General features: G+C 52.2%; 23 protein-coding genes. 18 read left to right on the forward strand and 5 right to left on the reverse strand.

Annotated elements, in window-relative coordinates:
• Positions 1-27 precede the first annotated feature (27 nt).
• From HP435_RS04400 to HP435_RS04415, 4 genes are all read left to right on the forward strand, one after another.
• Positions 28-1,005, forward strand: coding sequence for a LacI family DNA-binding transcriptional regulator (locus HP435_RS04400; protein ID WP_122966282.1), 978 nt, complete (start codon positions 28-30; stop codon positions 1,003-1,005).
• Positions 1,006-1,145: 140 nt separating this feature from the next.
• Positions 1,146-1,652, forward strand: a complete 507-nt coding sequence (locus HP435_RS04405) for a GNAT family N-acetyltransferase (RefSeq protein ID WP_122966281.1) — start codon at positions 1,146-1,148, stop codon at positions 1,650-1,652.
• 169 nt (positions 1,653-1,821) lie between these two features.
• Positions 1,822-2,280: a DUF6884 domain-containing protein gene (locus HP435_RS04410; protein ID WP_173597132.1), complete on the forward strand. Its 459-nt coding sequence runs from the start codon at positions 1,822-1,824 to the stop codon at positions 2,278-2,280.
• Positions 2,281-2,284: 4 nt separating this feature from the next.
• Positions 2,285-2,608, forward strand: coding sequence for a YciI family protein (locus HP435_RS04415; RefSeq protein WP_122966279.1), 324 nt, complete (start codon positions 2,285-2,287; stop codon positions 2,606-2,608).
• A 66-nt stretch (positions 2,609-2,674) separates the two neighbouring features.
• Here the strand turns inward: HP435_RS04415 and HP435_RS04420 are convergent, their stop codons facing one another.
• On the reverse strand, positions 2,675-4,033 hold the full coding sequence (locus tag HP435_RS04420; protein ID WP_122966278.1) for a TrkH family potassium uptake protein: 1,359 nt from the start codon (positions 4,031-4,033) through the stop codon (positions 2,675-2,677).
• 454 nt (positions 4,034-4,487) lie between these two features.
• Between HP435_RS04420 and HP435_RS04425 the strand changes: the two genes are divergently transcribed.
• Complete coding sequence (locus HP435_RS04425; protein WP_173598676.1) at positions 4,488-6,239, forward strand: ABC transporter ATP-binding protein; 1,752 nt, start codon at positions 4,488-4,490, stop codon at positions 6,237-6,239.
• A 4-nt stretch (positions 6,240-6,243) separates the two neighbouring features.
• Complete coding sequence (locus tag HP435_RS04430; protein WP_173598675.1) at positions 6,244-8,298, forward strand: ABC transporter ATP-binding protein; 2,055 nt, start codon at positions 6,244-6,246, stop codon at positions 8,296-8,298.
• 102 nt (positions 8,299-8,400) lie between these two features.
• On the opposite strand, the gene HP435_RS04435 is transcribed toward HP435_RS04430, so the two are convergent.
• Positions 8,401-9,231 carry an undecaprenyl-diphosphate phosphatase gene (locus HP435_RS04435; RefSeq protein WP_122966275.1) on the reverse strand — a complete coding sequence of 277 codons (831 nt, stop codon included), beginning with the start codon at positions 9,229-9,231 and terminating at the stop codon, positions 8,401-8,403.
• Positions 9,232-9,514: 283 nt separating this feature from the next.
• Between HP435_RS04435 and HP435_RS04440 the strand changes: the two genes are divergently transcribed.
• From HP435_RS04440 to HP435_RS04450, 3 genes are all read left to right on the forward strand, one after another.
• Positions 9,515-9,841, forward strand: a complete 327-nt coding sequence (locus HP435_RS04440; RefSeq protein WP_063230574.1) for a DUF1904 family protein — start codon at positions 9,515-9,517, stop codon at positions 9,839-9,841.
• A gap of 193 nt (positions 9,842-10,034) precedes the next feature.
• Complete coding sequence (locus HP435_RS04445) at positions 10,035-10,607, forward strand: RNA polymerase sigma factor (RefSeq protein WP_122966273.1); 573 nt, start codon at positions 10,035-10,037, stop codon at positions 10,605-10,607.
• Entirely contained in the window at positions 10,585-11,574 is a 990-nt protein-coding gene (locus tag HP435_RS04450) for a DUF4367 domain-containing protein (RefSeq protein ID WP_229049822.1), read from the forward strand. The genes HP435_RS04445 and HP435_RS04450 overlap by 23 nt, the downstream gene beginning before the upstream one ends.
• Before the next feature lie 26 nt (positions 11,575-11,600).
• Here HP435_RS04450 and HP435_RS04455 read toward each other — a convergent pair whose 3' ends face one another.
• Entirely contained in the window at positions 11,601-12,530 is a 930-nt protein-coding gene (locus tag HP435_RS04455) for a DMT family transporter (protein WP_173598674.1), read from the reverse strand.
• Positions 12,531-12,643: 113 nt separating this feature from the next.
• Here HP435_RS04455 and HP435_RS04460 point away from each other — a divergent pair, with 113 nt between their 5' ends.
• Positions 12,644-14,077, forward strand: coding sequence for an aminotransferase-like domain-containing protein (locus HP435_RS04460; RefSeq protein ID WP_122966271.1), 1,434 nt, complete (start codon positions 12,644-12,646; stop codon positions 14,075-14,077).
• A gap of 69 nt (positions 14,078-14,146) precedes the next feature.
• Here HP435_RS04460 and rluF read toward each other — a convergent pair whose 3' ends face one another.
• Entirely contained in the window at positions 14,147-14,836 is a 690-nt protein-coding gene (gene rluF / locus HP435_RS04465; protein WP_173598673.1) for a 23S rRNA pseudouridine(2604) synthase RluF, read from the reverse strand.
• A complete protein-coding gene (locus tag HP435_RS04470; protein WP_122966269.1) occupies positions 14,826-15,497 on the reverse strand; it encodes an MOSC domain-containing protein in 672 nt (223 codons plus the stop codon). The genes rluF and HP435_RS04470 overlap by 11 nt, the downstream gene beginning before the upstream one ends.
• 144 nt (positions 15,498-15,641) lie before the next feature.
• Here HP435_RS04470 and HP435_RS04475 point away from each other — a divergent pair, with 144 nt between their 5' ends.
• The 8 genes from HP435_RS04475 (at position 15,642) to HP435_RS04510 (ending at position 24,460) form a co-directional block, all read left to right on the forward strand.
• Entirely contained in the window at positions 15,642-17,090 is a 1,449-nt protein-coding gene (locus tag HP435_RS04475) for a nicotinate phosphoribosyltransferase (protein WP_122966268.1), read from the forward strand.
• Between the two features lie 180 nt (positions 17,091-17,270).
• Positions 17,271-18,530: a Glu/Leu/Phe/Val family dehydrogenase gene (locus HP435_RS04480; protein WP_173597130.1), complete on the forward strand. Its 1,260-nt coding sequence runs from the start codon at positions 17,271-17,273 to the stop codon at positions 18,528-18,530.
• Positions 18,531-18,832: 302 nt separating this feature from the next.
• Positions 18,833-19,747, forward strand: coding sequence for a homoserine O-acetyltransferase MetA (gene metA, locus HP435_RS04485; protein WP_063230562.1), 915 nt, complete (start codon positions 18,833-18,835; stop codon positions 19,745-19,747).
• A gap of 134 nt (positions 19,748-19,881) precedes the next feature.
• The gene (locus tag HP435_RS04490; RefSeq protein ID WP_173598672.1) at positions 19,882-21,066 is read left to right on the forward strand and encodes an ROK family transcriptional regulator; all 1,185 of its coding nucleotides are present in this window, start codon (positions 19,882-19,884) and stop codon (positions 21,064-21,066) included.
• Between the two features lie 93 nt (positions 21,067-21,159).
• A complete protein-coding gene (locus HP435_RS04495) occupies positions 21,160-22,296 on the forward strand; it encodes an Ig-like domain-containing protein (RefSeq protein ID WP_229049823.1) in 1,137 nt (378 codons plus the stop codon).
• Between the two features lie 115 nt (positions 22,297-22,411).
• Positions 22,412-23,296 (forward strand): LysR family transcriptional regulator, encoded by an 885-nt coding sequence (locus HP435_RS04500; RefSeq protein ID WP_122966265.1) that lies wholly within the window; start codon positions 22,412-22,414, stop codon positions 23,294-23,296.
• 98 nt (positions 23,297-23,394) lie between these two features.
• Positions 23,395-23,784, forward strand: a complete 390-nt coding sequence (locus HP435_RS04505; RefSeq protein ID WP_173598671.1) for a CidA/LrgA family protein — start codon at positions 23,395-23,397, stop codon at positions 23,782-23,784.
• On the forward strand, positions 23,762-24,460 hold the full coding sequence (locus HP435_RS04510) for an LrgB family protein (RefSeq protein WP_173597129.1): 699 nt from the start codon (positions 23,762-23,764) through the stop codon (positions 24,458-24,460). Before HP435_RS04505 ends, HP435_RS04510 begins: the two co-directional genes overlap by 23 nt.
• Positions 24,461-24,502 lie beyond the last annotated feature (42 nt).

The raw sequence follows: 24,502 nt of genomic DNA on the forward strand, positions 1-24,502 counted from the left end.
TTCGAATGAACAGAGGGGTAATTGGGAGTGGCTAACATTCGAGAAATAGCAAGGCTGGCGGGAGTATCGGTCTCCACGGTGTCGCGCGTCCTGAACAATCATCCGTACGTCAATGAACAAAAACGCGCGGAAATCATGCGGATTATCGCGGAATTGAATTATGTGCAAAACAGCAATGCCGTCCATTTGTCGACCGGAAAAACGAAAGTGATCGGCGTCACGCTGCCGCTCGTCAACAATCAATACTACAGCTCGATCATCGAAGGCATTGCCGCAGAGGCAGCCCGTCATCAGTACAATCTGATGGTTTGCCAAACAAACAATGTACCTGAACAGGAGCACAACATTTTACGCCTGTTGAAAAACAAGAAAATGGACGGGCTGATCATGTGCTCGCGGTCCACTTCTTGCGAGCTGCTTGACGAGTACGCCGAATACGGGCCGATCATCACGTGTGAAGCCAACCAGACAGCCAGCGTGTCCAGCGTCCACATCGACCACTATTTGACCTTCCAAATCGGCATGGAGTATTTGATCAGCAAAGGACATCGGAAAATCGGCTACTGCATCGGCAGAAAAAACAGCTTCAACAGCGCTCATCGCAAGCGCGCTTACCACGACATGCTTCGCTCAGTAGATGTGAAGCCATCGGCTGACTGGGCTTTTGAAGATTGTCTGATCGTGCAGGACGGAAAAGACGTCGCTCGCCATATCCAGCAAATGAAAGAGCCGCCGTCTGCCCTGCTGGTGTCTTGCAACCATATTGCCGCAGGGATTGTGAAAGAGGCTGGCAGTCTTGGGATCAGCATCCCGTCTGACCTCGCCATCGTAGGCTGCGACGACCAGCCTGTCGGCGAGCTGTTGGAAATCACGACGGTTTCCAGTCCGAGTACCTTGATGGGAAACTACGCTTTTGAAATGCTGTACGAAAGAATTTTGCATCCGTCGAGCAAAAAAGAGTCAAGAGAGCTGGCCCCGATTCTCGTGGAGAGAAGAACGACCTAATGCCCTCTCCTTTTAAAAAAACAGCACAGACGATCAACTTACACGAATTTACATTTCATTCACACGCTATCCATCCCTGCTTTATATCCGTTTGCTAGAGTGGAATAGACGAAGGCAACTGGACAGGGGGCGAAGAATGGATGGAAGTACGGATTGAATGCGCCAAAAAAGAAGATTTTGCCGAGATGATTACGCTGGCCGACCTGACATTGCCAGATCGCATGAATTTGCATGAGCTGAAAAAATATATGGAGCTGTTTCCCGAGCTGATCTTCAAAGCGACAAGCGGTGGCGAGCTGATCGGTTTCAGCTGTGCAGGCATCGACATGTACCAGACGACAGGCTGGCTGTTGTTCAGCAATGTTCGCAAAGATTTTCAAGGACAAGGCATCGGCAAACGTCTGATTGAAGCCAGATTGCAAGCATTGCGGCGCTTCCCGACGCTGCGGACGGTGCTGGTTACGGTGAGCGAGACGAACCATTCTTCCGTTCGCGCTTTGTCTGCCCACGGTTTTCGCCTGGCGCGCGCCGAACAAGATTACTATGGTCCGGGCAAGCATCGTCACGTACTGGAACTGCCTGTTTGGCCCATGGCGCATCCGGCAACGGAAAGCCCGCGCTGGGAAGATGACGTTCAAGCCATTTAAAAAAGTTCATAGACAGACGGCTTCGCCAGCATGTTTTGGCAAAGCCTTTTTTTATTTGGATACAATAGCCAACAGCCGCAGCATGGGCGGTTTCTTGCTATACTAAGTAAAGAAAGCACGCTGCACGGCGGATGAGCGCCAGGCGGGAGGAAAGGACAGAACATCAACAGTGAGACGGTTGTGCATCATCGCCTGCGGAGCGAAAAAAATCTGGGATGTGCTGCCCGAGGCGAAAGCGACAGAGGCGCAGCACGTCTACCAAAGCGCGTTTCACAAAGCAAGCCAGGCATACGCCCGGACGTTTTTTCAGGAATGGGCCATCCTGTCGGCCAAGCACGGTTTTTTATTGCCGAGCGATATCGTCCCGGAAAACTACGACGTGGCTTTCGGAACGAAGAGCGAGGAGATCGTGACGATTGACGAGCTGATCCGGCAAGCGCAGGACAAGCAGCTAGACGATGTGGACGAGGTCGTCATGCTCGGCGGGAAAAAGTTCACCGGGATTATGCATGCCGTGTTTGGCGAAGAGCGGAGCCATTTTCCGCTTGCGGATTGCAAAGGCATCGGCTTCATGCTGCAAAAGCTGAACAAGGCAGTGGCTGACAAAGAAGAAATAGGAAAGGGATGAGAGGATGGATTCACTGCAACAGTTTTTGTACAAGCTAAAGCTCGTGCCCCGGCTGCTGGAGCCTGCGAACTGGACGGACAGAGAGCATGAAATTGTCGGAGAGCATTTCCGCTATTTGCAACAGTTGCTCGCAGAAAATCGGCTGATCCTCGCCGGGCGCACGCAAAACATGGACGAGACGACATTTGGCATCGCGATTTTTCTGGCTGAATCGGAGGAAGCGGCTGCTTCTGTCATGGCAAACGATCCCGCTGTCAAACAGGAAGTGATGACAGCCGAGCTGTATCCGTATCGGGTTGCCCTGTACAACAGCCAGTGGGAAAAGTAGAAAAAAGCCGAAGAGCCTGTGCGCCAAAAAACGCGCCAGGCTCTTGCTGGTTGAAACGAGATTTGTTTACTGCCCGATGATGATCCGTTCTTTTGGATGGTGATAGCGTGCGATGCGGTCATCGCGCTTTAAGAACAGCAGCAGGTTGATAATGCCGACCCGCCCGATCATCATGATGATAATCAGAATCAGCTTGCCCGGCGCTCCCAGTTGGGTCGTGATCCCGGTAGACAGCCCGGTCGTACCAAACGCCGAGCAGACCTCGAACAAAATGTGCTGGAACGGCAAGTCTTCCAGCCAGACAAGCATGATGACGGCCATAAACACCAGGACGATGGCGATGAAAAAGACGACGAACGACCGCATGATGTCTTCATCGACCAGTTCCCGTCCGAATACTTTCACGTCCTTGTAGCCGCGCATGTTTGCGAAAACGGTTGCGATCAGCACGAAAAACGTCGTCGTCCGAATCCCGCCGCCCACGCTGCTCGGCGAGGCACCGATGAACATCATCGCAGACAGCATGATGAGCGTCGGCGTGGAAAACAGGCTGATTTCCGTAGTAGACAAGCCGCCGCTTCGCGAGGAAACCGAGTGGAACAAAGAGTAGAACAACGATTCATCCCACGATTTGTCGGCGAGAAAATGCTGCCGTTCAAAAACGTAGATGAGCACAGCGCCGATGACAATCAAGGAAAAGAAGGTCAGCGTAGTAATTTTCGTAAACAAGGAAAAGGTGAAGCGTGCTTTGGCACGGCGATAAGAAAAATACGTGCGCAGCTCGACGAGTACCGGGAAGCCGATCGCCCCGCAAATAATCAGCAGCATGACGATGGTCTGAACGATGTAGTCGTGCGTAAAGCCGAGCAGGGAATTGCCGTGCAGATCGAAGCCCGCGTTGGTAAAAGCGCTGACGGAGGCAAAGTAGCCGTGGTAAAACGCGTCGTACCAATCGGTGTAATAACCGGCGATCATAAAGTGGCTCCCCAAAAGGATCGTGCCGATCAACTCGATGATCAGTGCCATGACGAGAATGTTGCGCATCAGGTCGACAAGCCCGGACAACGTGGAGCGGTTGTGGTCCGTCGCGATCCAGATACGCTGCTCCAGACCGATTTGCTTGCCCAGCAGCATCCAGAAAAACGTGCCCAACGTCATGATCCCGATCCCGCCGACCTGAAACAGCAAGGTCAAAAACAAAATGCCCCACTGGTTGAACACCTCGTGAATCGTGATCACGGTCAACCCGGTCACGCTGATGGCGCTCGCAGCCGTAAACAGCGAATCGATGTACGAGAGCGAGATTCCGGGGTTATGGAAAAACGGCAAGCAGAGCAGCAACGACGAGACCAGAATCAGCGCGACATAGGAAAACACGATGATTTGTACGGAAGTCAAACGGCGTTTTTGATTGGAAGATAACAAAATAAATGGCCTCCTGAATAAACTTCATGAAGGTAATCATACCAAAAAAAGATTGCGAGCAAAAATGCCCGTTGTTGACATTTTCATGATTTTTGCGGAGGAGACGGTTTTATCCATCCAAAAATATTTGTTGACAATTCAGGCAAATCGGTGATAAAGTTCAGAATGTATTAATTGGAAATCGAAAAATGTTAAGAAAGGTGGGTCTGTCATGAAACGCAGTGTAATGAATGAAATGAACAACTGCATACATGACGTAACCCCTCCTTTGATGCAAGCTATGTAGTTTTTCCCTAACTCCATCAAATGGCGCAGGTTACTGTCTTTGTAGCCTGCGCTTTTTTATTTGATTCTTTTTGGTCGGATAAAAAGGCATGTTGCCCCTTGTGGCGATATGCCTTTTTTCGCCTCCAAAAGGAGAAAACCCGGTTGAGACGAGAGGAGAGAGCGGCAGATGTTTTCGGTTTTAACAAAGCTGGACTGGTTTTTCAAGGAGCATTGGAAACGCTACACAGCAGCGATTCTGCTGCTGATTTTGGGTGGCATCCTGGAAATTATTCCGCCAAAAATTATCGGAGTGGCGATCGACGAAATGCAGCTGGGCACGTTGACGGGGGAGCGGTTGTGGAGCATCCTGCTGTTTTATATCGTTCTTGCTATCGTGACGTACCTCATCAACTTCGTGTGGATTTGCAAGCTGTTCGGCGGGGCTTTTCTGGCCGAGCGAACGCTTCGTTCCAAGCTGATGACCCATTTTTTGCGCATGACCCCGACTTTTTATCAGCGCAATCGCACAGGCGACCTGATGGCACGGGCGACGAACGATCTGAAGGCCGTCTCGATGACGACGGGCTTCGGCATTCTCACCTTGGTTGATTCGGCCAGCTTCACGGGTGTAATTATTTTGACGATGGGCATTTTTATTAGCTGGAAGCTGACGCTGGCTGCCATTTTGCCCTTGCCGATCATGGCGTATGCGATCAATCAGTACGGCAAAAAAATTCACGAGCGCTTTTCCAAGGCGCAAGACTCTTTTGGCGAGCTGAATGACCGGGTGCTGGAATCAGTCGCGGGCGTCAGGGTCGTTCGGGCCTATGTGCAGGAGACGGCGGATCAGGAGCGCTTTTCGAACAAAACGCGGGAAGTGTTTCAAAAAAATATGGAGGTCGCCAAAGTCGACTCGCTGATTGAGCCGACTGTGAAAATACTGGTTGGCATCAGCTACATGATCGGGCTGATCTACGGCGGCTATCTCGTTTTCCGGCAGGAGCTGACACTGGGAGAGCTGGTTTCGTTCAACGTGTACCTGGGGATGTTGATTTGGCCGATGTTTGCGATTGGCGAGCTGATCAACGTCTTGCAGCGGGGGAGCGCCTCGCTGGATCGCGTGAACGAGACATTGGCGTACGAAGCCGATGTGACCGATCACGAACAGCCGGCAAGGCTTGCCAAACCGGAGGCGATTCGTTTTGAGCAAGTGAGCTTTCGCTATCCGGGAACGGTGCAAGATCAGTTGAAGAACATTTCGTTTACTCTGAACCGTTCCCAGACACTCGGCATTGTCGGGCGAACCGGAAGTGGCAAATCGACGCTGCTCCGGCAGCTGCTCCGGGAATTTCCGCTGGGGCAAGGCGCAATCACCATCAACCAAATTCCGCTGGCGCAGATTGAGCTGGACAATATCAAAAGCTGGATCGGCTACGTGCCGCAGGAGCAGATCTTGTTTTCCAGGTCCGTGCGGGAAAATGTGATGTTCGGCAAGCAGGACGCTACCGAAGAGCAACTGCAAGAAGCACTGAAGCTGGCAGCGTTCGCGAAAGACGTTCAGTTTTTGCCGGAGGGACTCGACACGCTGGTAGGCGAAAAAGGCGTGGCACTGTCCGGCGGTCAAAAGCAGCGGGTGTCCATCGCGCGGGCGTTGATGACCGACCCGGAGATTTTGATTCTCGATGATGCGATGTCAGCCGTAGACGGCAAGACAGAAGCCGAGATGATCGCCAACATTCGCCGCGAGAGGGCAGGCAAGACCACCTTGATTGCCACGCATCGCCTGTCCGCTGTTGCCCATGCCGACTGGATTCTCGTCATGGATGAGGGAAAAGTCGTCGAAGAAGGGACGCATGAGCAGCTTTTGGCCTGGGGCGGTTGGTATAAAGAGCAGTTTGAGAAGCAGCAAATCGAAGCGCAGTTGACAGAAGGCGGGTGAACGGATGAGTACGGGAAAAAGGTTGTTGCACTATGCATTGCTGTTTAAAAGGACGATTTTGCTTGCACTTTTGATGCTGTCAGTTGCCGTAGGCGCAGAGCTGACAGGGCCGTTTTTGGCGAAAAAAATGATCGACACGCATATTTTGGGGATCGAGTTTCCTTGGTATGAGACAGAGCAGCGCTCCGATTCCGTTTTGTACCGGGAGAAATGGTATACACGGCAAGATCACCTGGCAGAAGGAGAGCGCACAGGGCAGGAAGTGCGGGTGTTGCAAGTAGGGCGGGACTACTACTTTCTCGAACAGCCGCTTGCCTTTGACGGCCAGCGCACGATAGCGGATGGAAAGCTGACGATTCAGAGCGGTTCCCGGCAAGCGGTCTATCCGGTGCTGCCGCTCAGCAATCAGGAGCTGTTCGGATTCTTTCGACCGGAGACGAGCGGTCTGCTCGTTTTGGCCGCTGCTTACCTCGGTTTGCTGGTGGTCGCGGGTCTGTTCCATTACGGGCAAAAAATCTTGCTGCAAAAATCGGCCAATCTGGTCATCCGCAAGCTGCGAGTCGATGTATTTGCCCATATCCAGCGGCTGCCGATTACGTATTTTGACAATTTGCCTGCGGGAAAAATCGTGGCGCGTGTGACGAATGACACGGAAGCGATTCGCGAGCTGTTTGCCAACGTGCTCGCGTCCTTTTTCACCAGCGGCATTTACTTGATCGGAATATTCGTGGCGCTGTTTTTGCTCGATGTCAGGCTCGCCCTCGTCTGTTTGCTGATTTTGCCGATTATGGCCGTATGGATTGTGTATTATCGCAAACGAGCCTCTGCCTTCAACCATGTGATCCGGGCGAGGATCAGCGACATTAACGGCATGATCAACGAATCGATTCAAGGGATGCCGATCATTCAGGCGTTTCGCAGAGAAAAAAAGACGATGCAAGAATTTGGCGAATTGAACGAGGAGCTGTTTTCGTATCAAAACAAAATGTTGCGCCTCAACGCTACGGCTTCCTTTAACCTGGTGCAACTGGTGCGCAATGCGGCGTTTGTGCTGTTTATCTGGTACTTCGGCGGAGCGTCTCTTGGCGTGGGCACGCTGTTTTCGCTCGGCGTCCTCTACGCATTCGTCGATTACCTCAATCGCCTGTTCCAGCCGATTACTCAAATCGTGAATCAACTGGCGAACTTCGAGCAGTCGCTGGTTGCGGCACAGCGGGTTTTCGAGCTGCTGGATGAGAAAGGGATCGAGGTCGATACAGGCACAATCCCGTGCTATGAGGGCAGCGTCCGGTTCGACGACGTCTCCTTTGCCTACCAGGATGACCAGTACGTGCTGAAAAACATCTCGTTCGAGGCATGGCCGGGCGAAACGGTGGCACTGGTCGGCCACACAGGATCGGGGAAAAGCTCGATCATCAACTTGCTGTTCCGCTTCTATGACGCCAGCCGCGGAACGATCTCGATCGACGGGCGCAACGTCCTCGATTTGCCCAAGCAGCAAATTCGCCAGCATATGGCGATCGTGTTGCAGGACCCGTTTTTGTTTACCGGGACAATCCGCTCCAACGTAAGTCTCGATGATCCGGACATTACTGCGGAAAAAGTGGAGAAAGCGCTCCGGGACGTCGGAGCAGATCAACTGCTGCGCACATTGCCGCGCGGTTTTGATGAGCCAGTCATTGAAAAAGGGAGCACGCTCTCGCTGGGGCAGCGTCAGCTGATTTCTTTTGCCAGAGCGTTGGCGTTCGACCCGGCGATTCTCGTCCTGGATGAAGCGACGGCGAGCATTGACACGGAGACAGAAGGCATCATTCAAAACGCCCTGGAAGTGCTGAAAAAAGGACGCACGACCTTTATCATCGCGCACCGATTGTCCACGATCAAAAACGCCGATCAGATTCTTGTGCTGGATCGGGGCAGAATTGTCGAGCGGGGCAGGCACGATGAATTGATGGAGAAACGCGGCAAGTATTATCAGATGTATCAATTGCAGCACGGTCAAAAGGAAACGCAGCCGCTGGTTGCCAACGCTGCGCGTTTGGACAGTTCGCCAGCTTGAGGAAAAGAAAAAGCTGCCTTGCCGGAAGCCCCCCCTGTTGTGTCCAGCTTTCAGGGGGCGCTTCAACGGCCAAAGGCAGCTTTTTTATTTGGATGGCGACCTCTACATGATAAAGAAGTAGATGACAGCAGCCAGTGCGATGCGATACAGGGCAAACGGCACGAGTTTGATCCGGTTGATCAGCTTCAGGAAGAAGCGGATCGCAAGCAAGGCAAACAAGAAGGCGCTGATGAATCCGACGATGAAAAATGGCAAGGAGTCGGCAGTGATGTATTGCCAGTGCTTCAACAGCGACAAAAAGCTGGCGCCAGCCATGACGGGAACCGCCATGATGAAAGTAAAGTCGGATGCGGCTCTGTGGCTGAGACCGAGAAGCACGCCGCCGGAAATCGTCGATCCGGAGCGGGAGAAGCCGGGCCAGAGCGCGATGCATTGAAACAGTCCGATGAAGAACGCTTGCTTGTACGTCATTTGGTCAACAGTGGTTACTTTCGGACGTCCCGGTCTGAACCAGTCGGCTGCGATCATCAAGAGGGCACCTGCGACAAGCCCGATCAGCACGGTATTGATCGAAAAGAGGTATTCGTCGATATAGTCTTCAAAAATCAGTCCGAGTACAGCTGCCGGCAGCAGCCCCACAATGACTTGCGAGAGACGGAGCTTGTGCCCGGGGCCGTTGCCATCTGGCGACATTTTTTTCAATCCGAGCAAACTGAGAAAACGGTCTTTGAACACGATCACAGCCGCCAAAATCGAGCCGAGCTGGATGACGACTTTAAAGGTGTTCGCTACTTCCGAAGAAAACAGTTCTTTGGAGTGAAGCAACGTATCGTCCACGATAATCATATGCCCGGTAGAAGATACAGGAGCAAATTCAGTCAAGCCTTCGACAAGCCCGAGCACGAAGGCTACGAAAATATTCCAAAAATCCATATGTACTGTACTCACCTTTCTGATTGGCGTGCTTTATGTTTATGCTCTTATAGACATGGTCAAGATGCCTATCTTATTGTGGCGATAATGTAACAGCGATGTCAATAGCAACATTCTTTGTGCAAAGAGCCTTGATTAACATTTTGGGACAAATCGTAAACGTTTCATTTCGTTTTTGAAAAGGTTTGTTGCCGCTTTGTAAAAACTCGGGACAGACTACTCATTTTCCTTGCCGAACGGTATGATAGAAGAAATCGCTTTTTGACCAACAGGAGGTTCAAGCATGCCACATCTCATCGTTCGCGGCATACAAGCCGAGCAAATGGCGACGATCAGCGAGCCGCTGACAGAGGAGCTTGCCGCTTTATGCCAGTGCGGTACCGACAATTTTACAATCGAATGCTTGCAGACGACAGGCGTTTTTGGCGGGAAAGTAGTAGAGTCTTTTCCGTTTATCGAAATTGGCTGGTTTGAGCGCGGACAAGAAACGCGCGACCAGTTTGCTAGGATTGTGACCCGGCATGTTCTCTCGCTCGGCATTCCGGAAGTCGAGATGGCTTTTGTCCCTTATCAAAAAGAAAGCTACTATGCCAACGGCGAGCATTTTTAGGAAGCTGACAGCCGCTGTCGATTTCCCGGGAAAGAAATGACAGATTCGACAAGAGAAGAGCAAACACAGTTGCAAAAGGGCGCTTCATCCGAGAGTACGAGACGGATGAAGCGCCCTTTTTTTCTACTCTCAAAAAATTCATGTCACAAACAAGAGATCCCGATTGTTATTCATAGGGAAGGGAGGCAGGAGTGTGGAGAAAGCGCAAATCGAATATTTGCTCCAGGAGATCAAAGCGGGTGCGATGGAGCAATTCGAAGTCATTATCGATCATTATCAACAGCCGATCTTTGCCTACTGCTATCACATGCTGGGCCATCGGCAGGATGCGGAAGATGCTGTACAAGAAATTTTGTTTCGCGCCTATGAGCGGCTGGAGCAATACACTTACTCGCTGTCTTTTTCAGCGTGGATTTATAAAATCTCATTTAACCATTGCGCCAATGTGCTCAAGCGCAGAAAGCTGGCTCGCGTGCTGCCCTTTTTGTACAGCGGCGAGCAGCAGGGGCGAAATTTTGTCGAGGAAAAAATCGACCACGACTATTTGGGAGAGCCGTTGGAGCGTATTTGGTCGAAGCTGACGGCGGAAGAGCGGACACTTCTGTATTTGCGGGTGCTGGAGGAAAAAGATTACGAGGAAATAGCTGTCTTGCTGGACAAAAAGCCGGCAGCTTTGCGCAAGCAATTCGAACGTCTGCTGAAAAAATGCAAGCGCTATTTTCCGGCGATGGGAGGGGTGGCAAATGATGGGCGACAATCCGTATAAACAACTGCACGAGCTTTTAGCCGCCAAGCCAGTCCCGAAAGTCGATGTGAAACAGAAAGTGATGGCTGCCATCGCAGCGAAAAAAATCGAGGAGGACAAAAAGGTGAAGAAAAAAATCGGGGTGTTGCTGACGATTGGCTTGTTGGCGGGAGCCTCGTCTGTATGGGCGGGCATGGAAGTCATCCAGTTGAAGAACGAAAAAGGCGAAGTCGTGATGGAAATGGATACGGGGAAAGGAACAGAGATTACATCGAAGACAGAAGGACTTCCTGTGGAGATGCAAAATGAATTGGCACAAGCAGAAGCGGATGCCGAGCGCAGGAGCAACATCATCAACGAGATTCTTGACCAGCTCAAGCCGGGAACATCAGCCGCGATTTACTGGCTGCCGAAACAGGAGAAAAAGGACAAAAGCGTAGAAGAGATTTCCTTGCGCGATCCGAACGTAGATGTCTTTTACAAGGCGATCACCTACACAGCGCTTGCGGAGCTGGAACAAAAACTCGCGGATAAACGGTTCGCACTCCCGACCGAGCTGAACGGCGCTTTCCGCTTCGAATCAGGGGAAATCGAGTACAAGCCGAGCGACAAGTACGATGTGGCGGCGATGAAGGCAGAAGCGATCAAGAACAAGAAAGAATACGTCGTCAAGGAAATTCCGACCTCTGACAAGTTTGACTATGTGCATGTCGCCTACAGAGGCGCAAAGGGCGGGATCACCGTCGAAGTCCGCCAGGCAGAGCTTGGAGCAAAGACTGGCTCCAATGCGACTGGGGTAGAAAAAGTGATGCTTGGCAAAAACGAAGCTGCTCTGATGACGTACAAAGAGGACAACCAGCCCGATTTTCACTGGATCGTATGGATAAAAAACGGGAGCGATCTGGAGTACAGCGTTCGCGCCAAGGCCACGACGGTTTCCAAGGAAGAGCTGATCAAGCTTGCCAAACAATTGAACGAGCATAAGTAAAAAAAAGCCCAACAAAGGCCGTGAAGCTACTTTGTTGGGCTTTCTGCGTGTTCCAGCGGCGCTTTTTTGCTGACAAGCTGCTTTAGCGCGTTCAAATTAATCATGACGATTCCGGCGATGATCGCCAAGCCTCCAGCCAAGGAAGACAGGTGAAGCGGCTCCTGGTAAAGAACGGCACCAAGCGTCAGTGCAATCAGCGGCGATATATACAGCCAAGTGGATGGGAAGAGCGGATTGGTTTTTGCCACGAGCCAGTAAAAGATCGAATGTCCCATCATCGAGCCGACGAAGATCAGGTAAAGCAGCGAGAACACAGCCTGGGACGAAAACAGAAACTCTGTGTGCACTTGCTCGGTAAAAGCGGAGATCACAAGCAGCAGGACACCTCCGTACATCATCTGGGCGGCATTTAACGTAATGGGCGAGACGTCCTTGAACTGTTGGGAGACGCGCCGGGAGTAGACCGCACCTGCGGAATAAAACAGCTGTCCAACCAGGACGGCGATGCAGCCCGCGATCCAGAGCACGCTGAAAGAAAAAGTCAGACCGGGCAACAGCAGCAGCGTGACCCCTGCCAAGCCTGCCAGACAGCCAGCCCAGGAGATGGCGGACAGCTTTTGACGCGAAAGCCGGGTTTGCAAAAGCATGACCAGCAATGGAGCGGTAGCGGACAAGACTGCCGCGATGCCAGAGCTTATATGCTGTTCTGCCCAGTATAAGGTGGCAAACGTGCCGAAGGTCAGGCACAATCCCGTGAGCAGCATTTCTTTTCGCAACAAAAGGGAGACGCGGGCCTGCTTTTTCCAGACCATGAAGGCAAACAAGATCAGTCCCGCGAGAAAAAAGCGGATGCCTGCCGAGAAAAAGGGTGGCGCTCCGGCATCTACCCCTACTTTGATGGCTAAAAATGTCGTCCCGAAGATCAAGCACATCACGATATAATTGACGAGTACCATATGGTGATTCCTCCTTTTCCCCATCATAAAGGGAGAGGAATAGAACAGATGAAATCGAATAGAACAGTTGAAGAAAAGTGACGTTACAATTGCAGGGGAGGGGGCTGGCCGGGATGAAAAGAGAAGGTTTGTCAAGCGTGCACGCCGACAAGCTGTTTGAACAAGTGTACGATTACGTGCTGGACGGAATCAGACGCAAAGACTGGAAGGAACACGAAAAGCTCCCTTCTGTGCGGGCATTGGCCCTGAAGCTGGATGTGCACCGCCTGACGGTTTTCAAGGCGTATCAGCTGCTCAAGCAAAAAGGCTATGTCTACGTCAAAGATAAATCCGGCTATTTCGTTCAGCCGGGCGGCATGCTGGCGACGGCCTCGCTGCATGACCCGATTGTGTCTGCTTATGTGCAGAGGAGCCACCTTTCGGAAATTCACCAGGTCCAGGCGACCTATCAGTTTTCCAAAGCGCTGATTGACCCGAATCTCCTGCCCAATCTGTACTTCTCGGAATACGTGAAAAAAGTGTTCGACCTGTATCCGAAAGTGCTCGGCACGTATTCCACTACCCAAGGAGACGAGGAACTGCGGGAGGCTTTGTGCCGCTATTACACGGAACGGTTTCGCTTTTACTTGACCCCGCAAGAGCTGATGGTCACGTCCGGGTCGCAGGAAGCGATTGATTTGATTGCGCGTGTGCTGGTCAAGCCAAGAGACGTAGTTTTGCTGGAGCGGCCCACGTACAGTCCGGCCATCGACGTCTTTTTGCGCCAGGGAGCGAACATTCTGGCGGTGGAGATCACTCAGCACGGCTACGATCTGGAGCAGGTCGAACAACTGATGCGGACGCACAAGCCGCGTCTGTTCTATCTCAATCCGACTTTCCACAATCCTACGGGGTTTACGGTTCCACTTGCACAGCGCAAGCGGCTGGTAGAGCTGGCGGAGATGTATCAGTGTCTCTTGATCGAGGATGATCCGTGCCGCGATCTTTACTTTGGGAAAGAGCCGCCTTTGCCGATGTTTGCCTACGACACGTCCGGGTATGTCATCTATTTGCGCAGCTTTAGCAAATATGTCGCTCCTGGACTCGGCATCGGGACGATCGCCTGCCGTCCTTCGCTGATGGCGTATTTGCTCAGCGCCAAAGCGTTGTCGGACAGCGGGACGCCGCTCTTGAACCAAAAAATATTTTTGCACTATTTCTTCTCGGAGCGGATGCAGCAGCATTTGCTGAAGCTGCGCACGGCATTGGCAGTGCGCAAAGACATTATGGAGGAGGAGCTGGCCGCAACAGACTGGGAATGGAGCAGTCCGACAGGCGGCTTCAACTTGTGGATCAGGCTGCCGGATTCCACGCCGATGGAAAAGCTGCTCGGCCAATGCATCGAGCAATCGATTACGTTTGTGCCCGGCATCATTTGCGATCCGCAAAGGGAGCTTGCCTCGTGGATTCGCCTCAGCTTTTCCTATCTGAATGAACAGCAGCTGCGCGAGGGGATCAGGCGGTTTGTCAGCGAGGTTCGTTCTCTGACGGCGCAGGCTGAGGAATAGAGCGTGAAAAAAACAGACCCCTGCAACGGAGTCTGTTTTTGGTTTTTTTCGCCGTTCGGCAAACAGCAATCAGGAAAGATTTTTGTTCAGTTCCTTCAGCTCTTCGCTGGTCAAGTTGCGCCATTGCCCGATCTTCAAATTGCCCAGCCTGATGTTCATGATGCGGACGCGTTGCAGCTGCCGCACCTGATAGCCGAATGCCTGGCACATGCGCCTGATTTGTCGGTTCAAGCCTTGGGTGAGAACGATATTGAAGACGCGCTCGTTTACTTTGGTGACTTTGCAAGGCTTGGTTACCGTGCCGAGTATGCGCACGCCGTTTGCCATTCCTTGCAAAAATGTGGCGGTCACAGGCTTGTCGACAGTGACGATGTATTCTTTTTCGTGGTTGTTTTCCGCACGCAAAATTTTGTTGACGATGTCGCCGTCATTGGTAAGCAGGATGAGTCCCTGCGAGTCTTTGTCCAGTCTGCCAATGGGAAAAATGCGCTCCGGGTGGTTGACGAAATCGACGATGTTTCCTTTGACGTGCAGCTCTGTAGTGCACGTGATGCCGACAGGCTTGTTCAGGGCGATATAGACGTGCTTTTTCTTCGCGCCGAGCGGATTGCCATCGATGCGCACATCGTCGCCAGGCGAGACGGTGCTCCCCAGCTCGGCAACGAGGCCGTTGATTGTCACTCGTTTGGCAGCGATCAGCTTGTCGGCCTCCCGCCGCGAACAGATGCCCGTTTCACTGATGAACTTGTTAATTCGCATGGACAGTTCCTTTCGCTAATTGCTGTTGTTTTTCTATGAGCTTCTTTTTCCACGGCAAAGACAGCTCCTCGATTTCCAGCATGGTAGAAATCGTTTCTTCCGAGAGCGACTGGTTGTGGAAGTACAAATGGTGAATGGAGGCGACAGTCACTTGCTTGGGATGGGGAGTCAATAGAGTGATGGCTGAGTCCGGTTTGATCGTGCCTTCCTGCAAAACGCGGAAGAAGTAGCCCGTGTAGCCCGTCTCCACGACTGCCTTGAGCAAAAGATTGTTGTTGTTGCGCTTGTTGATGGTGGCACAAGGGTATCTGCCCTGCGACACTTGCAGGATGGTGTCTCCGATTTGATAAATATCTCCGATGCACACCTGTTCTTCTGTCATGTTGGACATAGTCAAATTCTCGCCGAAGGCCGATTGCGTCAAGCGTTGGCCGAATTTCTTTTCCCAATGGGCATAATGTTCAAAAGGATACGCGCACACGACGCGATCAGGCCCGCCGTGATAGGCGTGATTCGCTACGTCGTCTTCGTCGATTTTTGCAAAGCGGACAACCAGCTCGCTGGCTTCGTCTTTCCCGATTCCGGAGAGAAAGTCCTTGCCGTTGTAGCTCAAATTTTTCGGTAGCCCTTTACACAATGAAACGATTTTTTGGTCTGACATGCTCTTTTCCACTCCCGGTCGCACGTTTGGTTCTTTTCATTATTCCATACTATATCATATTTTTTCTAGGCTCCAAGGCAGATGGGCACCATGGGAAGGTTCTGGTATGATGTTGGAAAGGAATTGACAGGAGGCTTACGCGATATGCAATCATTTGGTGTGGCATTGCACACAGATAAATATCAGATCAACATGATGTACGCGCACTGGGTAAACGGAACGCACAATCAGAAGGTGGTCTTTGAAGCTTTTTTCCGCAAGCTGCCTTTTGGAAATGGCTACGCTGTTTCCGCTGGTCTGGAGCGAATCGTACACTATATAAAAAACTTGCGCTTTGAAGAAAGCGACCTGGACTATTTGCGTGAACAGGAAGAAAACTACAACCCGGCCTTTTTGGAGGAATTGCGCAACTTGCGTTTCCAAGGCTCGCTGTACTCCGTCAAAGAAGGGACGATGGTTTTCCCGAACGAGCCGCTGATCCGCGTGGAAGGACGCGTCATGGAGGCGCAGCTGGTTGAAACCGCCCTGTTGAACTACATGAACTACCAGACACTGATCGCGACGAAAGCTTCCCGGATCAAAAACGTGGCGGGCGACGACGTGCTGATGGAATTTGGTACGAGACGGGCACAGGAAGCAGACGCTGCCCTGTGGGGAACGAGAGCGGCGTATTTGGCCGGATTTGACGCTACCTCCAATATGCTCGCGGGAAAAATGTTCGGCATCCCGACAAAAGGAACACACGCTCACTCCTGGGTGCAAAGCTTCGAGGATGAAGAAGAAGCATTCCAGCGCTTTGCCGACGCTCTGCCGAACCAAGTGACGCTGTTGGTGGATACATACGATACGCTGAAAAGCGGCGTCCCGCACGCGATATCGGTCGGGAAAAAGCTGGCGCAGGAAGGCAAAAAGCTGACAGCCGTGCGTCTGGACAGCGGAGACCTCGCTTACCTGTCCACCAAGACGCGGGAAATGCTGGACAAAGCCGGGCTGACCGATGTAAAAATCGTCGCCTCCAACGATCTGGATGAACATACGATCATGAACCTGAAAGTGCAAGGAGCCAAAGTCGACAGCTGGGGCGTAGGTACACAGCTGATCACGGCGGCAGATCAGCCGACGCTCGGCGGTGTGTACAAGCTGGTGGCGCGCGAGGACGCCAATGGCGTGTTCCAGCCGACGATCAAGATTTCCGGCAATCCGGAGAAAGTGACGACCCCTGGCATCAAGGATATGTACAGACTGATCGACCCCGACACGGGCAAGGCGATTGCCGATTACGTGTGCTTCCCGGAGGAAACGACGATTGCGCAAGGCGCACCTGTCCAGTTGTTGAATCCAAGCCATCCGTATTTGAACAAGCAATTGACCCGTTACCGGGCAGAAGCTTTGCTCATCCCGGTGTTTGTCGCCGGGGAGCTGGTGTATCAACTGCCGACGCTTGCAGAAATCCGCGAGTACCATCGCGAACAGCTCAAGCTGTTCTGGCCGGAATATTTGCGGATGCTCAACCCGGAGCATTACCGTTTGCATATTAGCGAAGACATGTGGGAAACAAAAACGAGGTTGATGAAAGCGTATTTGAAAAAATAGGAGCAGCCGCCCGGTGCAGCAAAACATGCATCGGGCTTTTTTTATTTTTGACGAAAATAACACAATAATGTGAAAACACAAAAAATAAATTGTCTGAATTTGGTCCTTTCGTATATAATGACTCCATTCATCCTTTAGCTCTGTGCCAGGGTGATGCACGATAGGTGGGGAGGATCAAGCATGCAAAAGACAGTAGAAAAAGAGAGTCTGAATCCATACGAGATTGTTCAGAAGCAAATCGATGCAGCCGCGGCGTTGCTTCGTTTGCCGCGCGAAGCCGTCGAAATCTTGAAAAGACCCAAGCGAGTGCTTGCCGTCCATTTTCCCGTCAAAATGGACGATGGCAGCGTCCGTGTTTTTGAAGGGTACCGTTCCCAGCACAACGATGCGGTGGGGCCAACCAAAGGGGGCATCCGTTTTCATCCTGACGTCACGATGGATGAAGTAAAAGCGCTCTCCATGTGGATGTCGTTCAAATGTGGAGTGGTCGGTCTGCCCTATGGAGGCGGAAAAGGCGGCGTTATCTGCGATCCGCACGAACTGAGCCGAGGCGAGCTGGAGAGAGTGAGCCGCGGTTTCATGGAAGCAATCGCAGACATCGTCGGACCGGATACAGATATCCCTGCGCCGGATGTGTATACGACACCGCAAATCATGGGCTGGATGATGGATACATACAGCCGATTGAAGGGCGCCTATTCGCCGGGCGTCATTACAGGCAAGCCGCTTGCAGTGGGCGGGTCAAAAGGCAGAAACGAAGCGACGGCTCGCGGTTGCGTCTTCACGATTTTGGAGGCGTTGAAAGACTCTGGCCGCAAGCCGCAGGAGACGACCGTAGCCATTCAAGGGTACGGAAACGCAGGCCGGATCGCGGCAAGGCTGTTGACTGAGCTTGGCTTCCGGATCGTCGCCGTGAGCGATTCGCGCGGCGGCATCTACCGCGAAAAAGGACTGGACATCCCGAAAGTCGGACAATGCAAAGATGCGTCCACGATTTTGGATTATCCGGGCGCTACCGTGATCAGCAATGAACAGCTGTTGGAGCTGGAAGTGGACATTTTGATTCCTGCCGCCCTGGAAAATGTGATTACAGCGGCAAATGCGAGTCAGATTCGGGCCAAGTGGATTGCAGAAGCGGCCAACGGCCCAACGACCCCTGATGCCGATGCGATTTTGCGCGAAAAAGGAGTCGTGGTCATTCCCGATATTTTGGCGAATGCAGGCGGTGTGACGGTTTCCTACTTCGAGTGGGTGCAAAACTTGATGAATTACTACTGGTCCGAGCAGGAAGTAAACGACAAGCTGCAAACAGCCATGGTCAACGCTTATCGCGCGGTGGCGGAGCTGGCGGACCAGTACAAAGTCGACCTGCGCACAGGAGCGTACATGATCTCGCTTTTGCGCATTACGGAAGCGATGGAGGCACGCGGCTGGATTTGACAAGTGGGCATACGGAACCGAAGCAGCCTCTCGCATGTTTTTTGGCGGGAGGTTTTTTCGTTCCATCCCGTTGCAGAAAAAGACCTGCTATTTTTCCTGGAATAAAGGTATAATGATTTGACGAAAAAGTTGCACAATATTAAAACATATATAAGCTCGTTACATGTGCCGCTTTCCTGTGTTTCCCACGCGCGATTTTTCCATGTCGCTTCTGGTTCAAGCAGGAAGCCAAGTATTTTTGGCGAATTAGTCGGATTATTGTTTTTCTACCTGTTTTGCAAAGAATGGAAAGGGGGATCTTTATGCCAATCAAACTGCCCGACGAGCTTCCAGCGGTGGAAGTGCTGGCCCGCGAAAATATTTTTGTGATGAAGGAGAGCCGTGCGTTTACACAAGACATTCGGCCGCTGCGAATCGTCATCCTGAACCTGATGCCCGTGAAGGAAACAACGGAAACACAGTTGCTTCGCCTCCTGGGGAATACTCCCCTACAGGTGGAAATCGTTCTGCTGCACATGTCCAGCCATACATCCAAAAACACATCGGAAGAGCATCTGTCGATGTTTTATAAAACGTTTGAGGAGATCAAGGACCAATACTTTGACGGCATGGTGATTACAGGCGCGCCTGTCGAGCAGCTCGACTTTACGGAAGTGACGTATTGGGAGGAAATGAAGACTATCCTCGACTGGAAGCTGACAAACGTGACTTCGACCTTGCATATTTGTTGGGGAGCGCAGGCCGGACTTTATCACCACTTTGGCGTACCGAAGCATCCTTTGCCGGAAAAAATGTTCGGGATTTTCCCTCATACCTTGAACAAGAAAAATGTGAAGCTGTTCCGCGGCTTTGACAATTACTTTTACATTCCCCATTCGCGTCATACGGAAAACCGCCGGGAGGACATCGAGAAGGTGGCCGAGCTGGAGATTTTGTCCGAGTCCAGGGAAGCGGGAGTGTATGCTGTCGCGACGAAGGACGGCAAACAAATTTTCGTGACGGGTCATTCCGAGTACGATCCTACCACGTTGCAGGACGAGTACCAGCGGGATGTGAACAAGGGGCTGGACATCACTGTTCCGCGCAATTACTATCCCGGAGATGATCCGAGTCAGGAGCCGATCGTCACCTGGCGTGCCCATGCCAATCTGATGTTCTCCAACTGGCTGAACTATTACGTCTACCAGGAGACGCCGTACGACCTGAACAACAAGTGACACACGCACAACCATCCGAGAAATCGGGTGGTTTTTTATCAGTTGACGTAGTAGTGACTGACAGGTAGTGTGAGGGTAATAATCAAGGAAAAGCCAGCGGCATCTCATATACAAGCAAGGTGGGAGTTTCTGTGATGAAAAAAATCGTGAAACAGGACCAGGATGTTATCAAGCAGCACAACAAGCTGATGATTCTCGATATTATCAAAAAGCAGCGGCCGATCTCCCGGGCCGAGATCACGAAAATTACGAGAATGAGCGCGACCTCGATCGGCCGTTTTGTCAGCGAGCTGTGCGAGGAGGGCGTAATTCGGGAGACGGAGCTGACATCGTCCGGCGTCGGCAGGAAGGCGATCATGCTCGACATTGAGCCAGGCGCGATCTATACGATTGGGGTCGACATCGAGAAAAAGCGGATCAGCTTCGGCATGATGGACTTCAGCGAGACGATCATCGCCCATCACCGCGTAGAACACAAGGCGTTGGCAGGGACGCCGGAAGAGACGGCAGCCCTGATTTGCCAGGAAATTCGCGGGATGATTGAGCAGCAAGGCGTACCAGCGGAAAAAGTAATCGGAGTAGGCATCGGCGTGCCAGGCGTGATCAACTACGAGCGGGGAGTCGTCGAGCTTTCCTCTACGTTGGGCTGGAAGGACGTAGCTTTTGCTGGCTTGATCGAAAAAGAGCTGGGCATTAAGACGGTAATTGACAATGACTTGAAGGTCAAAATCCTCGCCGAATATTTGTACGGCTCGGCAAAAGGCTCGAACAAGACAGCCCTGATCGGCATCGGGACAGGCATCGGCTCTTCTTTGATCATCAACGGCGAAGTGTTTCGCGGCGGCTCGAACAGTGCGGGCGAACTGGGGCATACAACGCTTGATCCGAACGGCAACTTGTGCGAGTGCGGCAAGCGAGGCTGCCTGCAAACGTATATCGATGAAAATGCGCTGATTCTCGAAGCGCGGCGGGTCAAGGAAGTGGCAGACGTCCGCGAGGTGTTTGCCGCTGCGAGAGACGGGGAGCGCTGGGCGAAGGAGATCGTTTCCCGCACAGCGCTGTACATCGGGATCACGATCAACAATATCGTCTGCATGTACAATCCCGATACGGTCATTCTCAGCGGCGACCTGGTGGAAAATTACCGCGAGATTGTCGAGCTGGTCGAGGAGCATAGCGACCAAGTCATCTGGGAGCCATTTCGCGGGAAATTCCGGGTGATTCCATCCGAACTGAGAGGAACGGCGATCGTCATGGGAGTAGGTGCTCTGGCGATGCAGCACTTTGCGCCACTCGCAGGAACGTGGAGCGAAGACTAGAGCACATTTGGCAAAAAACATTTATCAACCCTCTCTAATATGCCGATATAGTAAATAGTGGAAAATAGATATAGAGAAGAAGGAGAGAAAACCGTGGCGAAGAAAAGCACGTACATGCGCGGCTGGCAAAAGGTTTTGCTGACGTTTGCCCTGACAGTCGGAACGATTCTTTCCGGCGTAACTCCTGCGACAGAAATGGCAAAAGCAGAGACAACAGCCAATCAGACCAAGAAACTGTCGAAGCTGACGATCAAGGACAAGACGGTCCGGTTGAAAAAAGACGGTATACAGCAGTTGAGCGTGATCGCGCAGTATGCGGACAAGACGACGGAAGATGTGACGCACAAAGCGGAGTGGTCCACGTCCAATAGCAGCATCGTGGCGGTAGAAGCGGGACTTTTGCGAGCGACAGGCAGCGGAACGGCAAAAGTAAAAGCCAGCTACGGCGGCAAATTCGTAACTGTGACGACAGAAGTAGAAGTGATCACGAAGCTCGTTGCCGACCAGAAAAAGCTTGTGTTAAAATCGGGAGCTGCCAAGCAAATCGCGGCAACCGCTACGTATTCGGACAAGTCGACAGCGAATATAACGACAGGGGCAGAATGGACGAGCGCCGATCCACAGATCGCGACAGTGGCCAACGGACTGGTGACGGCTATCTCCTCCGGCAAAACGAAAATCAAAGTAGTATACGGCGGCAAAAACGTGGTCATTCCGGTAGAGGTAGACATCGTTTCCACGCTGGAAGCCGATCAGAAAAAGCTGTATACACGCCCTGGCTTCTCGCAGGCGGTCAAACTCACGGCTGTAATGAGCAACAAAGAAAAGACAGACGTCACAAGCAAAGCGAAGTGGGCGTCTGACAACGTGAAGGTAGCAACGGTCGAAAACGGCGTGGTCACTGTTACCGGATCAGGCAAAGCCAAAATTACCGCTACTTACGGCGGGAAGACTATCGCGATTCCGGTCGAGGCTGCGGTTATCTCCCGACTGGAGCTAAGCGCAAAGCAGCTTCAACTGAAAGTCAACGAATCCAAGGATGTGCAAGTGGCTGCCATCTACTCGGACAAGACGAAGGCCAATGTGACGGCTGAAGCGGAATGGATGAGCGCAGACAAGCGCGTGGTAACTGTGGCAGGAGGCAAGCTTACAGCTCTTGCAGCAGGCCGCACGACGATTGTCGCTACATACGGCGGCAAGATGCTGACGGTTCAGGTCACTGTAAAATAAAGCAGGCAAAGCAGCCAGGGCGCCAAGCGCGTCCTGGTTTTTTTCATGGATTCGCCACCTGTGGTAAGCTGTACATAAACAAGGATCGAACGAACGGATCGCGTGGAGGCAGCGGATGGATATTCGACAACTGCAATACTTTGTGGAAGTAGCCAAACAAAGAAATTTTACAAAAGCAGCCAATGCCCTTCACGTCTCTCAGCCATCTATCAGCAAGATGATGAAGGCGCTGGAGGAGGAGCTTGGCGTCGTTTTGCTGGATCGCTCGGAGCGGAAAATGGAGCTGACCGAGGCGGGAGAGCTGGTGTACGGCTATGCGACAAAAGTGCTTCAACTGATGGAAGGCATGTCCTCGTCCATAGCCGAGATTCGCAATGTCGAGCGTGGGCGGGTAAAAATGGGCATGATGCCGACGGTAGGCTCCTTTTTGCTGCCAAATGTCATCGCCCTGTTCAAAAAACAATATCCGGGCATCGATATCGAAATGAAGGAGTACAGTGCGAAGCTGCTGGAAGTTCAGGTGGAGCAGGGAAGTGTCGATCTCGGACTGACCGTTTTGCCGACAGATGCGGAGAAATTTGCCGCTGTCCCATTAGTGTCCGAAGACGTCGTCGCGATTGCTCATCAAAAGCATTGGCTGGCGGGGATGGATGAGGTGAATTTGGCGCAGTTGAAAGACGAGGACTTTATTTTGTTCACCGAGGAGTACGCCATTCATGATGTGGTTCGCCAGGCGTGCATGAAGAGCGGCTTTGAACCGAAAGTGGCGTATATGAGTTCCCTGTGGGATTTTGTCGGGGAAATGGTAGCGACACAGCTGGGGATTTCCTTGCTGCCCCGTTCGATTGTGAGACGCCTGAACAATAGCCAGCTGCATACAGTGAACATCGCTTCGCCCGTGATTGATTGGCAATACGCCTTGATCTATCGGAAAGACAGCTATTTGTCCCATGCGACACGGGCTTTTATCGACTTCGTGAAGCAGCATTTATCACCATAACCAAATGGAATAGAAATCATGATATATATGTATTGTACGAATGGAATCGGGACGCTTTAGAATGAAGGTACCAACATGAAGGAACCGGAGTGGTCTCGATGAAAAAATGGTTCTTGCTCTTTGGGCAAGTTTTGCTGTTGTTTGGATTTACCTGGGTGGGAAAAGGAATCGCTTCGTTTTTGCCTATTTCTGTGCCCGGCAGCTTGATCGGGCTTTTGCTTTTGTTCATTTGTCTGCATAATGGCTGGGTGCGTCTGAAGTGGGTCGAGGCGGGAGCCACCCTTTTGTTTTCGCAAATGATCTTGTTTTTCGTTCCTTCGCTCGTCGGCATGATGCAGTATCCTTGGCTGCTCGGAGGAAAAGGATTGCTCGTGTTGATCGTCGTCGTCAGCGGATGCGCGCTGGTGATGGTTTCGACAGGCGTTGTTGCTGAGCGGTTGTTCAAACGTGGTGAGGTGAAGCAGCTTGATCCTGTTGAAAACGTGTAGCGTCCTGCTGACCATCCTGTTTTTTTACGCAGCGAAGCGGCTGAACAAAAAGCGGCCGAGCTTGCTGTTTTCACCAGCCGTGCTCGCTCCGGCGGCGATGATTGTGTTTCTGCTCGTGGCAGGCGTGCCTTACGTCGAGTACAGCCAGGCGACTTCCTGGATTAGCGAGATGATGGGCGTGGTGACAGTCGCTTTCGCAGTGCCGCTCTACCGGAACTGGGCGATTTTGATGGCTCACAGAAGAATGATCTTGCTGAGCTTGGCGACTGGCTCGCTGATCGCGATTCTCGCGGGCGTGTCTACCGCCATGCTGGTCGGATTGGGCCAATCGGCAGCGATCAGCGTCATTCCCCGCTCGATTACGTTGCCGATTGCGCTCAGTGTATCGGAAGCGATTGGCGGCATGCCGGCGATGACAGCCGTGTTCGGGATGCTGACGAGCTTTGCCGGAGTGTTTCTGGCACCGTGGGTCATTAAAAGAATGAAGCTGCGCCATCCCGTCTCGATTGGCTTGATGTACGGCATGGGAGCACACATGCTGGGGATGGTCAAAGCGTTCGAACGCGGCGACACGGAAGGCAGCAGCGCTACTTTGGCCGTCATAGCCGGGGCGATGATTACCGTCGTGTGGGCATTTACATTGATGCCTTTGATCATGTCGTGGTTTGCGGTATAACGGCATGGAGAGTGAGGAGCTTCTTGGCAAGCTCCTTTTTCA

The organism is Brevibacillus sp. HD3.3A (assembly GCF_013284375.2).
Taxonomy (GTDB): domain Bacteria; phylum Bacillota; class Bacilli; order Brevibacillales; family Brevibacillaceae; genus Brevibacillus; species Brevibacillus parabrevis.

Coding starts and splice junctions, on each gene's coding strand:
- HP435_RS04405 (WP_122966281.1), top strand. CDS start 1,146: ATGGAAGTACGGATTGAATGCGCCAAAAAAGAAGATTTTGCCGAGATG.
- HP435_RS04415 (WP_122966279.1), top strand. CDS start 2,285: ATGGATTCACTGCAACAGTTTTTGTACAAGCTAAAGCTCGTGCCCCGG.
- HP435_RS04425 (WP_173598676.1), top strand. CDS start 4,488: ATGTTTTCGGTTTTAACAAAGCTGGACTGGTTTTTCAAGGAGCATTGG.
- HP435_RS04430 (WP_173598675.1), top strand. CDS start 6,244: ATGAGTACGGGAAAAAGGTTGTTGCACTATGCATTGCTGTTTAAAAGG.
- HP435_RS04435 (WP_122966275.1), bottom strand. CDS start 9,231: ATGGATTTTTGGAATATTTTCGTAGCCTTCGTGCTCGGGCTTGTCGAA.
- HP435_RS04440 (WP_063230574.1), top strand. CDS start 9,515: ATGCCACATCTCATCGTTCGCGGCATACAAGCCGAGCAAATGGCGACG.
- HP435_RS04450 (WP_229049822.1), top strand. CDS start 10,585: ATGATGGGCGACAATCCGTATAAACAACTGCACGAGCTTTTAGCCGCC.
- HP435_RS04455 (WP_173598674.1), bottom strand. CDS start 12,530: ATGGTACTCGTCAATTATATCGTGATGTGCTTGATCTTCGGGACGACA.
- HP435_RS04460 (WP_122966271.1), top strand. CDS start 12,644: ATGAAAAGAGAAGGTTTGTCAAGCGTGCACGCCGACAAGCTGTTTGAA.
- rluF (WP_173598673.1), bottom strand. CDS start 14,836: ATGCGAATTAACAAGTTCATCAGTGAAACGGGCATCTGTTCGCGGCGG.
- HP435_RS04470 (WP_122966269.1), bottom strand. CDS start 15,497: ATGTCAGACCAAAAAATCGTTTCATTGTGTAAAGGGCTACCGAAAAAT.
- HP435_RS04475 (WP_122966268.1), top strand. CDS start 15,642: ATGCAATCATTTGGTGTGGCATTGCACACAGATAAATATCAGATCAAC.
- HP435_RS04480 (WP_173597130.1), top strand. CDS start 17,271: ATGCAAAAGACAGTAGAAAAAGAGAGTCTGAATCCATACGAGATTGTT.
- metA (WP_063230562.1), top strand. CDS start 18,833: ATGCCAATCAAACTGCCCGACGAGCTTCCAGCGGTGGAAGTGCTGGCC.
- HP435_RS04490 (WP_173598672.1), top strand. CDS start 19,882: ATGAAAAAAATCGTGAAACAGGACCAGGATGTTATCAAGCAGCACAAC.
- HP435_RS04500 (WP_122966265.1), top strand. CDS start 22,412: ATGGATATTCGACAACTGCAATACTTTGTGGAAGTAGCCAAACAAAGA.
- HP435_RS04505 (WP_173598671.1), top strand. CDS start 23,395: ATGAAAAAATGGTTCTTGCTCTTTGGGCAAGTTTTGCTGTTGTTTGGA.